Below are 11,354 nucleotides of genomic sequence, written 5' to 3' on the forward strand. Positions count from 1 at the left end.
GTTTGTAATGCGACAGGTTGATCGCCTTCATCTGCGCGGCGTCGATCTTGGACCAGACGCAATGCGCATGCCGCCGCCCGTTCTTCTCATGAAACACAATCGCGCGCGGCTGGCCTGTCAAACCGAGCCGCGCCTCGACATCTTTGATGGCAGTTTCAAAGGTCGGGACGTCGACCGTCTCCTGCGGCGGCGGGTTCAACGAGAGTGAAAACAGATACTTCCTGCACTTGGTCCCGCTGGCTATGGCCTCGACCTCGGCGAATGCCTCGCCGAGGTCTTGTGTCATAAACCCTTCAACCGTATGCACGGTGACATGATCATTGTCCCGCGGATTGAGTAAATGCCGCGCCAGCTCCGCCCCAAAGGCCCGCTCGTTGCCTTCGAGGATCACCGTGCGCCGCGCTTTCCGAGTGCTTGCATCAACGCCGAGCGGATCGCTAGAAGATGCGCGTTCGCCTCGACAATCTGTGCTTTGGTGTCTGCGTCCTCGATCAAAATCCCGAGATTGGCATGATGCGCGAGCTGATTGAGATTGCTGGCAATCCGCGACTGCCCCAACAAGGCCAGCACTTCAGCCACGGCTTTCTTATCCGCCATCGCATCCGCAGGCCGTGTCTTGCGCAGCTTGGCATCTTCGGCAAACACACAAGCCCGCACATAAGCGCTCAGCGTCATCCCCGCCGCCAGCTCTTCCAACCGACCCCGCTCTTCGCGCGTCAGCCGCAACGTAAAAGGCGACATCTCCCGCCGAGGCGACGCCGTGGACGGTTTGCTTTGCCCCTGCGCCGCCGCCTGAAACCCTTCGGAAACATCCGGCGCATGCTTCGCCTCGCCCCACCTCATAGTCCGGGCTCCCGCAGATCGATCTGGATTGAGGGATCGTCAGAAGCTTCGCATTCCTCCGCCTCACTTTCCCGAGCCGCAATCTCATCCAACCTGTGGATAACTTCCGACTCACCCTTGAGAACCTCCGCCCAATCCTCTAACTCAGAAAGCAGTTGCTCCGCGAGTTCAGGTTCTAGGTTCCTCCTCTCCGGTGCACCATTATTCTTACGCGGAAGAGAATGAACCACACCACATTTTGAAAAACATTACGCGTTCATGCAACGCGTGAGAACGGCCGTTGCAATACGTGCTGTATCCTTGTGGCTTTATGGCGTGGCTTCATGGCGCTGTTGGGCAAAACTGCCTTGTTCGCGCCAGAAACCGCGGCGTTGGTCACGGTCCGCTTGGCGCTTTAGATTGGCAGCGTCCGCGTCGGGCATATGTCTTCTATCTCTTTTGGCGCGGAAGCGTGGCAAGTCTGCCTATCAGGTTTAGCCAGATTTGGGCCCGCAAACCTCATAGATTGACGTTTCTCCCAATCTGGCAACCAAGCTCTGCTCGACTTCTTGAAGGACACCCGTGACGCGCTTGTGCAGGGCGTGTTCAACGGAACAGGTTGAGGTTTCGTTGGTTTCCTCCGCCGCGACCAAGCGTTCATCAAGCGCGAGGTAAACATCGGCGAGCGTGATGTCTTGAGGCGCGCGGGCCAGACGCCACCCGCCAGCGTGGCCTTTTTCGGAGGTCAGCAGGCCTGCTTCTCTGAGCTTTCCCAAAACGCGTCGTACGACAACAGGATTGGTGCCGGCATGTTTTGCGATGTCAGCCGAGGTTCGCACATGGTCAGGATCCCCGGCCATGTGGCTCAGAGTGTGCAGGGCAAGCGACAGGCGTGAGTTGCGCTTCATGTGCGGTTTTTCTCCGAATAGAGGTCACACGTAACTTTTGCGGTTGCATTAGTCTAGTAACTTTCTAAGTTGCGTGACTCACTGGGTTACCAATGGAGTGTTTCATGTCAGATAATCGACTTCCCGTCACGGTGCTTTCAGGCTTCCTCGGAGCAGGCAAAACGACGCTGCTCAACCGTGTTTTGAACAACCGCGAAGGTCGTCGCGTTGCCGTTATTGTCAACGATATGTCCGAGGTGAATATCGACGCCGACCTCGTGCGAGCGGAAACAGAGCTAAGCCGGACGGATGAGACGCTTGTCGAAATGTCGAATGGGTGCATTTGCTGCACCTTGCGGGATGATTTGCTTGATGAGGTGCGTAAGCTCGCGGGGGCGGGGCGGTTTGACTATTTGTTAATCGAATCGACCGGTATTTCAGAGCCTTTGCCTGTGGCCGCGACCTTTGATTTTCGCGACGAATTTGGTGACAGCCTTTCCGACGTCGCCCGGCTTGATACTATGGTCACCGTTGTCGATGCCGTGAACCTTTTGAATGACTATTCGTCGCACGATTTTCTCCGTGACCGGGGTGAAACCATGGGTGACGAAGATGAGCGCACGCTTGTCCACCTGTTGACCGACCAAATCGAATTTGCCGATGTCGTGATCCTCAACAAGGTGGAGGATGCGAGCGCAGATAAGGTTGACGCAGCGCGCAAGATTATCCGCAGTCTTAACGCGGACGCGGAGATCATCGAGACCAACCATTCTGTGGTGGCAGCGGAGAAGATCCTGGACACGGGCCTCTTTGATTTTGAGCAAGCGCACGAACATCCGATGTGGGCCAAAGAGCTGTATGGTTTTGCGGACCACGTGCCCGAGACCGAGGAATATGGCGTTGTCTCATATGTATATCGTGCGCGCCAACCGTTTGTTCCCGAGGCGGTTCTCGCTGTGTTGAACGGGCAAATGCCGGGTGTCATTCGCGCTAAAGGGCATTTTTGGATCGCGACACGGCCTGAATGGGTTGCGGAATTTTCGTTGGCAGGTGCCTTGTCGAGCGTTAAGCCAATCGGGATGTGGTGGGCCAATGTCCCTAAGGAGCGGTGGCCCGAACACGCCTCTGCGCAGGCTTATCTGACGGAGCATTGGCAAGAGCCGTGGGGAGACCGTCGTCAGGAACTGGTTTTCATCGGTTCGGGAATTGACTGGCCTTTGCTCAAGTCAAAGCTGGATGCCTGTCTGGTTCCGGTGGTTTTGGCGGCTGGCCCCGATGCCTTGCCTCTTGATTTGCCTGATCCGTTTCCAGGTTGGCGACGGGCCGAGGACGCGGCATGAGTGTCGTTGAACAGCTTGCTAAGGCAGCGGATTCCGGTGTCGATGTTGTGGATTATTCAGAGCAGCTCAGCAGGTTCTTGGAACCTGACTGTGCGGCTGCGATCTGGCATCGGCAAACGCCGCCATCCATTCAGGTCTGGCTTGACGCCCTTGCACCTGAGCTCTTGCCGAAAGGTCGGGTCGTTCTGCGGCCTGACGCGGTGGCGAAAACAGTCGATCATTTGTGCGATATGTCCAAATTGCCAAATGGCCCAGAGCGTGACTGGTTCATCGCGGACATCACGTCATTGGCAGTTAGGTTTTCCGGCCTGATGTCCGCCACGTTTTTACGGCTGCGGCTTGATGTTGTCACAACAAATGCCTGCCGCAAGTTCCATGTCGACGCTATCAAGGGGCGATTGGTTTGCACGTTTCGTGGTACTGGCACGCAGTACGGGCTGTCGATGAAGGGGGATGACCCTCAGCGTGTTTTCACGGTTCCGACAGGTGCGCCCATCCTGTTGCGCGGATCACTCTGGCCCGAACAACCGGCCAAGGGTCTTTTGCATCGCTCTCCCCCGATCCAAGGTACGGGTGAAACCCGGCTTGTTCTGGTATTAGACCCAGTTTCGGATCCAGAAGGTGAGTGATCGAAAGGGCAAGCCATGACCCAAAACTCCGGCAATCAAGTCTGAGACGCAAGATGTGGCCAGCCCAAACCGTAAGGGGCGACTTTTGGACGGTCGATCTGGGGTGAGTATTGGCGTCACCTTTTCCTATATGTGACGCGAAAAGGCTCAGGGATTGCAACAGGAGCCGATGGATTAATCAGTGGTTGTGGAAATGCGCGAATAACGGGGGCGCTGGGGATTCGGTCTTGACACGCTCGGGTGTTGGGACGACAAGTTTTCCCGGCAGTTTTTACGCTAAACACCTTTTGAAACTATGCATTGAGGATCTCGTTGGACGCACTTATTCCGCTCGATGTCATACTGAATGAAGGTCGAAAATATGTTCAGGGTACACAATTGATTGCACGCGGCGGCGAGGCGCTGGCCGCAAAAGGTCTGTTGGCTGACGGTGCGGTTGTTCATGCTGCTGGGTTTCATAGTATTTCTGATCGGACCGTCTCATTGCGCGTCGGTGCGTCCCAGGATGGGGATGAGACGCTAGGCACCATTTCCTTTCGCACGGCGTCGGGCGAAAAGACGGATGCAAGTTTTGTAGCGGGTTCGTCAAAAGCGCCAGATGGCAATGTCCCGCCGCAATGCAAATTTCGCCTCAAGGAAGCTTCGGGGCCGCTTGATGCAACATTCCACCTAGAGGGTGTGAGTGATACCGAGCAATTCCTCGTCGCGCTTATTCAGACGGTTAAAGTCCGTCACGAGATGCTGACCGATACAGTGAGCGACGTTTGGTTCACCGGTTTACGGGGCGCGGATATTCCGCTGTCTCGGCCGTTCCCGGTAGCGCAAGGGCACCTGTCGATTTCGTTTCGTCGCATGATGCAGTCTGACAACCGATGGCAGACTTTGCTAAGCTTTGACATGAAGGACCCTGAAGGTGCCCGCATCCTGCGCGGTACTTTGACCTTTGCTTTCAAATCGGAGACCAAGCCTGATGTCGATTGAAGCCATTGCCTCTGCGGTTCCTACCATTGAGCATAGCGCGGCAGATCTTGCTGAGCAGACCGGTGCGGACGAGGCATTTGTTCGGGCTTCGTATACGCCTTGTCGGTGGCCGAAGCCTTCATGGCGGCACAGGGTATTGAAAACGGCCTGATTGTAACCTGCGACCCCTATAGCCGCATCATGGCGGCTGAAGACAAATTAACCAATGCGGTGTTTGGGGACGCGGCGGCGGCCACATGGCTCCGTGCAGACGGTCGGACAGTCTCCAAAGGCCTTGTTTTCGGGACCGATGGGGCAGGCGGCGATGCAATCCGGGTTGATGCCGGTGGCGCGGCGCGTCCGCTTGTTTCGCTTGAACAAAGCGTCGGAACAGCTGAATTTGAGCGAGACGATTTGCGCCTGCATATGAATGGGCGGGACGTGTTCAATTTCGTCAACACCGTTGTGCCAAAGAGTTTCACCGCCAGCCTTGATAAGGCGGGGCTGACGATGGACGATATTGACTGGTTTGCGCTTCACCAAGGCTCTGCTTACATGCTGAAATCTTTGGCCAAACGTGCGGGCATACCAGAGGCTAAGCTTCGAATGAATATTCAAGACTATGGGAACACGGTTTCGTCGACGATACCTATGCTGCTTGAAGATCTGATGGCCTCAACGCCGATGGCGGGGAAGCGCGTTTTGATTTCTGGGTTTGGCGTTGGGTTATCTTGGGCGACGGGTGTGCTCGAATTCAACCGTTGATCGCATTTAAGACAAAGAAGAAGGGAAGACACATGACCGAGGCAGAAGCGCTTGCGCTGATCCACAAGGCCGCCGACGAGGTCACTCCGGGTGCCAGCGAAAAATTGACGATGGAATCTCACCTTCAGAATGATGAGATCTTTGACAGCCTCGACCTGATGAACTTCATGTTCGAGCTTGAGCACCTTTACGGCGAGAAGATTGAACAAGTTACCGAGGATTTTGATGACTATCGGGTCTCCACGTTGGTCGGTTTCATGAACAAGGGCTAGGAAATGTCTTGGCTCGTTCGGATCACTCTGCTGGCCGGGTTTTGCCTCGCCGTTTTTGTCATTGCGTTTGCATCGACCGATATGGGCCGAGGGTCGGCTGAAGGGAATTCATCGGGTTGTCTGGGGCGGCTTTATGCAAGCCCCGCTGAGACGGCAAAAGTTTTGTTTGTAGGGTCGTCCCGTTTGCGGCGAGGCGTCAAAAGCGATGATCTTGCGCGGGCAGCAGGGTTAGAGCCAGGGGACGTCGTCAACCTAAGTCACCCTAGTTTGGTTATGGATTTTGATCTGGCGCTGATCGAGCGGGCGTCGCGGATGACGGATGTTTCGCTGGTGGTTTTTGAAGTGCAGGCCCGCACACCAGCCATCATGGAGAAGCTTCCGCAAGTTGATCTGACGTCGTCATCAATTACTTCTGGGGCCTATACACAAAAGTTTACTGTTGGCTTGCGGATCGCGGAGCAGTTCAATCAAATCAGACAAGACTCTGAGAGCTTACTCCTGTCTGTCTGGGATACCATGCATTTGCAACGCGTGCGCATGCGTCTTGTCTCTAACATTCTGTTCCGCACCTCTTTTGCAGAAGGATATCGCAAGGAACTGCTCAATCCTAATTTGGGTCTTAACCCAGAGTATGCGGAGCGAAAGGTTGATTGTTTTCTGGACGTTTATTCCAAGGATGATCCCAAGTTCCAGGGGGAAGGCGAGCGGGACTTAGCTCAAAAACAACGTATCGCCAGCGAGCTTGCAGGGTGGCAGGATCCAGATCCGCGCGCATTCTTTACGTCTGAAGACCTGGCTCCGCGTCGCGATATGGTTCGGAAGATGGTGCAGCTTTCCAAGGACCGGGGGTTTGCAGTGGCTTTCGTTTACCTCCCATCCATGCATGTGCCGATTGACGACGCCTTTCTTGTTGAGAATTTTCAGTCCGAATTTGAGGCTGAGCTTCTCTTTCCAGACCCGGCCTTGCGGGACGCGATGGAAGCGGGCGGATACAAAGATGCGAGCCACCTCAATAAAACCGGACGCGCGTTGCTCGTGCCATGGCTTGGCGATCATGTGAAGCGCCTGCTCGAATTGGATGCATCGTGATAGTCGATTTCTTTTTGTTGCTCTGGCTGTTGGGGCTGACTGTGCCTGTCTACTGGGCCGCGCCGCATGCCGGGTTGCGCCTTTGCATCCTCTCCTGCGTGTCCCTTCTTTTGTTGTGGACATTATCACCGCTGATTCCCGTCACGCTTGTGTTTTACGGTTTCCTCATCTGGGGCTTTGCCCGAGCCCAGCAAAGCGGGGTGAGTGCCGATACTTTGCGGCGGATGTCTTGGGGCGTGTTTTTGCCATTGGCGGTCCTGGAATTTGTGCCGGCACAGTGGTTTGTGCAGGGTTTGCTGGGACAAACGGCGCTGAACGCCCCGACACTTGTGGGTTTTGCCTTTTTGGGGGTGAGTTATACAGCGATCCGCGCCTTCATCTTGATCCGCGAACGTGTGAATGGGCGCGGTGCAAGCGTGTTGGAAACCACAGCGGGCTTGACCTTTTTTGGCAGTTTCGTTGCAGGGCCCATTGCGGGTGGGAAGCCTTGGCAAGACTTGCAGGCCACGCTTAAAGGCCGGGATATGTTGATCGCCTTTTCGCGGGTGTTCTGGGGGGCGGCGATGTTGCTGGCGCTCAAACCCATGGTCGAAGGTGTGGACATCGCAGCGGTTACGGGGTTGGCCCCTGACAGCCGCGCGGTGGCGTGGTTGAGCATGTATCGCGGTTTTCTGGCGCTCTATATCGACTTTTCCGGTTATTCCGACGTCGCGATTGGAACGGCGTTGCTGTACGGCGTCAAACTTCCCGAGAATTTCAACTGGCCCCTGCGCGCAACGTCCATCCAGGAATTTTGGCGACGATGGCATATGAGCCTTGGTGCCTTTATCGGAACATACCTGTTCAAACCATTTGTCCGTAGTGTCGGCAAACCTAGCCGGGCTATTTTTCTCGCCTTTACTGCTGTGGGGTTTTGGCACTCGGTGACATTGCCCTATTTCATTTGGGGTGTTGGACACGGGGCCGCTTTGGCGTTGAATATGATCTTGCGCAAACGCTACGAAAAACGAATCCAGAGTGGGCCAAGGCTCGTTCGCTGGGCAAATGTTGGATTGGGCTGGGTCTTTACAATCAGCTATGTGTCCTTCCTCTCTCGTTTTGCCAATTCTTCGGATATCCACGAAGCATGGGCCTTCGTGACACAGCTATTTTGAAGTGGAGTAGATCATGCAGCGTTTAAAGAACCTGTTTGGTGATATCGTCATGGGGCGCGATCCAAAACTCCAACGCGACGCTTTCACTGTTTTGTTGGGCCTCGTTGGGCTGATCCTTTTGGCGGGTGCGTATCCCTTCGGCTGGCAAATGCCGGCATATGCCGCCTATTGATATGACCGCCGACGAGACATGTGACCGTCTGCATAACTGCTTTCACAAGGCGTCTTAATATACAGGTCACTGCCGCATGGAGTGTTCTGGCTTTTGTCAAAGCACTCTGTCTGCGGTCGATTGAACCGGTCTGCGCTGTCAAACCAGAGGTTTTTCACCGATGTGATTTGGGCCGTATGTCTGCGATGATCGACACGGATCACTCACCTTGCTGGGGACGCAGGCCTGCGATATGCAGCGTGAATGGCAGAGTGTGCCCTGCGGTGATCAATTCGTGACAGCCAATCAGGCACACATATAACAATGATGAGGTCGGATATGCTGGCGAAGCAACGTACAGGTATTGATGCCGCTGCCAGGCGGGTGTTGGACGTTGAAATACGCGGGTTGTCGCAACTGGCGACTGAGCTGCCGGTTGATTTCACCCCATTCATCGAAGCTGTTTTGGAGAGCAAGGGGCGGCTGATCATTTCCGGTATCGGCAAGTCGGCGCATATTGGCTCCAAGATCAGCGCGACATTGGCCAGCACCGGCACCCCGTCGCTGTTTGTGCATGCCACCGAAGCCAGCCACGGTGACCTTGGGATGATCGTGCCGGGCGACATTTGCATTGTGATTTCGAATTCTGGCCAAACTCGGGAACTCCAGGATCTGGTCGGGTATTGCAAGCGCTTTGCGATTCCGATTGCGGGCATTTCGTCGAACCCTGAAAGCGTGCTCATGCGCGCCTCGACCTATCAGCTCCTGATTCCCAAGGCCGAAGAGGCCTGTCCGATTGGAATGGCCCCGACCACGTCGACCACTATCACGCTTGCGCTGGGCGACGCCATCGCCGTCGCGTTGATGGAGCAGCGCGGCTTTACAGCGGATCACTTCAAAGATTTTCACCCCGGCGGAAAACTTGGGATGCAGTTGGCGACTGTTGGCGATTTGATGCATAGCGCTGAAGATCTGCCATTGGTCGACGGTGAAACCGACATGCAGGATGTTTTGTTGGTGATGACGTCTCGGGGGCTGGGTGCGGCCTTGGTCACCAAGGAGAAGACGCTGGTGGGGATCATCACAGATGGTGACTTGCGGCGCCATATGGACAACTTGCTGAGCAAAAAGGCGGCTGATATTGCCAGCGGCACTCCGCTGACCGTGTCGGCCAAGGACTTTGCGGCAGAGTCTCTGTCGATCATGAACGCTCGAAAAATCAACGTACTTGCCGTTGTCGACGATGAAAATCGGCCTGTTGGTATGTTGCACATGCATGACCTGTTGCGCGCCGGGGTGTCCTAAGCGCTTCCTCAAAGGGGTTTTTGATGAAAACCGTTATTCTTATTCCAGCCCGTTATGCGTCGACCCGGTATCCGGGGAAGCCGCTAGCCGAATTGACGCTTCCTGATGGCAGCCGCAAAAGCCTGATTGAAATGAGCTGGGACGCGGCCAACCGTGTGTCTGGCGTGGCCGAGATCCATGTCGTGACCGACGATGATCGCATTCGCGATCACGCAATTGGTTTTGGGGCCTCGGTGATCATGACCAGCCCAGAGGCCGAAAATGGCACGGCGCGTTGCGCCGAAGCTTTGGCGACAGGGCAGGTTGAAGCCGATTTGATCGTCAATCTACAGGGAGACGCTCCGCTGACCCCGGAATGGTTTGTCGAAGATCTGATTGAGGCCATGAAGCAGGATGCCGAAGCTCAGGTGGCAACGCCTGTCTTGCAATGTGATGCGCTCACCTATGGCCACTTCACTCAAGATCGCAAAGAAGGCCGGGTCGGCGGCACCACAGCGGTGTTCAACGCCAAGGGCCATGCGCTCTTTTTCTCCAAAGAGGTGCTGCCTTTTATCGACCCCGATAAAGTGCCCTCTGACGATATCCCTGTATATCACCATGTCGGGGTGTACGCGTATCGCCCCGATGCGTTGCGCGCCTATACCAGCTGGCCAGTGAGCGAGCTTGAGATACTTGAAGGCCTTGAGCAGCTGCGCTTCCTCGTCAACGACACCAAGATTGCCTGTGTGCAGGTCGAAGGTCGTGGCCGGGTGTTTTGGGAACTCAACAATCCCGAAGACGTTGCCCGTATCAATTCTGTATTGAAGGACCTGTGATCATGGATGTCACCGAGACCAAAGCAACCCAAACCAAAACCGTGATGGTCGGCGATATTGCCATTGGCGGCACAAACCCGATTTCCTTCATCACCGGACCTTGTCAGCTCGAAAGCCTCGAGCATGCGCGGATGATGGCGGAAAAGATTGCCGAAGCCTGTGCGCCCACCGGCACACGGTTCATCTTTAAGGCCAGTTATGACAAGGCCAACCGCTCGTCCATCGGAACGCAGCGTGGGCTTGGTATGGAAGAGGGGCTGAAAATACTCGGACAGATCAGAGACGAATTCGGGGTTCCAGTTCTGACTGATGTCCATGATGCCAGCCATTGTGCCCCAGCGGCCGAGGTCTGTGATATCCTGCAAATCCCGGCCTTTCTATGCCGCCAGACCGACCTGTTATTGGCGGCGGGCGAAACCGGCAAAGCCATCAATGTCAAAAAGGGGCAGTTTCTAGCCCCTTGGGACATGGGCAATGTTGCCGAGAAAATCGCCAGCACGGGCAATGACAACATCATGCTCTGTGATCGCGGCACCTCCTTTGGCTACAACACCCTTGTGTCAGACTTCCGTGGCCTTCCGACGATGGCCGCGACGGGCTACCCAACCGTCTTTGATGCGACGCATTCGGTGCAACAACCGGGCGGGCAGGGCACCACATCGGGCGGCCAACGCGAATTCGCCCCGGTTCTGGCCCGCGCAGCCTGTGCGGTTGGTGTATCGGCATTGTTTATTGAAACCCATCAAGACCCCGACACGGCACCGTCGGACGGGCCAAACATGATTCCGGTGGATCAGATGGGGGCCTTGATCGCAAACCTGCGCGGATTTGATTCCTTGGCAAAGGGGCTCTGAGTAACGGAAGCAAAAGTGGCTGGGGCGGGTTTGCCGCCCTACGCAACTCCGGCGGTACGGATTGCCTGTCAGAATAGCGTTTTGCGGGCGTTTCCAAATTAAATTGCGGGAAAATGCAAAAACTTTCAAAAAGTGCTTGCGGCCCCGAAAAGACACCCTTATAGACCAACTTCTCAGAACGATGCACGCCGCATCACGGGGATAAGCGGAACGCTTCGAACCAAGGGCTGAGAAAGAGATTGAGGCTAGACGGGGCGTTGCGCGCTGGGTGACTTGCGCGAAGGTTTTGTTTTGTCTCTGGGTTATTAATT

The 11,354-nt window shown here is 55.5% G+C and carries 14 protein-coding genes; 11 read left to right on the forward strand and 3 right to left on the reverse strand.

Going from position 1 to position 11,354, the window contains the following annotated elements:
- The 3 genes from ACRBB0_RS26565 to ACRBB0_RS26575 form a co-directional block, all read right to left on the reverse strand.
- Positions 1-391 (reverse strand): relaxase/mobilization nuclease domain-containing protein (locus ACRBB0_RS26565; RefSeq protein ID WP_431377487.1); only part of this gene is annotated, 391 nt, incomplete at its 3' end.
- Positions 388-843 (reverse strand): plasmid mobilization protein, encoded by a 456-nt coding sequence (locus tag ACRBB0_RS26570; RefSeq protein ID WP_431377488.1) that lies wholly within the window; start codon positions 841-843, stop codon positions 388-390. The genes ACRBB0_RS26570 and ACRBB0_RS26565, both read right to left, overlap by 4 nt.
- Positions 844-1,316: 473 nt before the next feature.
- Positions 1,317-1,730: an RrF2 family transcriptional regulator gene (locus ACRBB0_RS26575; RefSeq protein WP_431377489.1), complete on the reverse strand. Its 414-nt coding sequence runs from the start codon at positions 1,728-1,730 to the stop codon at positions 1,317-1,319.
- 104 nt (positions 1,731-1,834) lie between these two features.
- Here ACRBB0_RS26575 and ACRBB0_RS26580 point away from each other — a divergent pair, with 104 nt between their 5' ends.
- The 11 genes from ACRBB0_RS26580 (at position 1,835) to kdsA (ending at position 11,043) form a co-directional block, all read left to right on the forward strand.
- Positions 1,835-3,049: a GTP-binding protein gene (locus tag ACRBB0_RS26580; protein ID WP_431377490.1), complete on the forward strand. Its 1,215-nt coding sequence runs from the start codon at positions 1,835-1,837 to the stop codon at positions 3,047-3,049.
- The gene (locus tag ACRBB0_RS26585) at positions 3,046-3,678 is read left to right on the forward strand and encodes a DUF1826 domain-containing protein (RefSeq protein ID WP_431377491.1); all 633 of its coding nucleotides are present in this window, start codon (positions 3,046-3,048) and stop codon (positions 3,676-3,678) included. Before ACRBB0_RS26580 ends, ACRBB0_RS26585 begins: the two co-directional genes overlap by 4 nt.
- A 312-nt stretch (positions 3,679-3,990) precedes the next feature.
- On the forward strand, positions 3,991-4,659 hold the full coding sequence (locus ACRBB0_RS26590) for a hypothetical protein (protein ID WP_431377492.1): 669 nt from the start codon (positions 3,991-3,993) through the stop codon (positions 4,657-4,659).
- A gap of 75 nt (positions 4,660-4,734) precedes the next feature.
- Positions 4,735-5,403 (forward strand): 3-oxoacyl-[acyl-carrier-protein] synthase III C-terminal domain-containing protein, encoded by a 669-nt coding sequence (locus ACRBB0_RS26595; protein WP_431377499.1) that lies wholly within the window; start codon positions 4,735-4,737, stop codon positions 5,401-5,403.
- Between the two features lie 32 nt (positions 5,404-5,435).
- Positions 5,436-5,675 (forward strand): hypothetical protein, encoded by a 240-nt coding sequence (locus ACRBB0_RS26600; protein WP_431377493.1) that lies wholly within the window; start codon positions 5,436-5,438, stop codon positions 5,673-5,675.
- 273 nt (positions 5,676-5,948) lie between these two features.
- The gene (locus tag ACRBB0_RS26605; protein WP_431377494.1) at positions 5,949-6,764 is read left to right on the forward strand and encodes a hypothetical protein; all 816 of its coding nucleotides are present in this window, start codon (positions 5,949-5,951) and stop codon (positions 6,762-6,764) included.
- A complete protein-coding gene (locus ACRBB0_RS26610) occupies positions 6,761-7,918 on the forward strand; it encodes an MBOAT family O-acyltransferase (protein WP_431377495.1) in 1,158 nt (385 codons plus the stop codon). Before ACRBB0_RS26605 ends, ACRBB0_RS26610 begins: the two co-directional genes overlap by 4 nt.
- 13 nt (positions 7,919-7,931) lie before the next feature.
- On the forward strand, positions 7,932-8,090 hold the full coding sequence (locus tag ACRBB0_RS26615; protein WP_431377496.1) for a hypothetical protein: 159 nt from the start codon (positions 7,932-7,934) through the stop codon (positions 8,088-8,090).
- Positions 8,091-8,408: 318 nt separating this feature from the next.
- Entirely contained in the window at positions 8,409-9,374 is a 966-nt protein-coding gene (locus ACRBB0_RS26620) for a KpsF/GutQ family sugar-phosphate isomerase (protein WP_431377497.1), read from the forward strand.
- Positions 9,375-9,397: 23 nt separating this feature from the next.
- A complete protein-coding gene (locus ACRBB0_RS26625) occupies positions 9,398-10,189 on the forward strand; it encodes a 3-deoxy-manno-octulosonate cytidylyltransferase (protein WP_431377498.1) in 792 nt (263 codons plus the stop codon).
- A 44-nt stretch (positions 10,190-10,233) separates the two neighbouring features.
- Positions 10,234-11,043, forward strand: a complete 810-nt coding sequence (gene kdsA / locus ACRBB0_RS26630; protein ID WP_431377500.1) for a 3-deoxy-8-phosphooctulonate synthase — start codon at positions 10,234-10,236, stop codon at positions 11,041-11,043.
- Positions 11,044-11,354 lie beyond the last annotated feature (311 nt).

Source organism: Pelagimonas sp., from assembly GCF_050633425.1.
In the GTDB taxonomy this organism is placed as follows: domain Bacteria; phylum Pseudomonadota; class Alphaproteobacteria; order Rhodobacterales; family Rhodobacteraceae; genus Pelagimonas.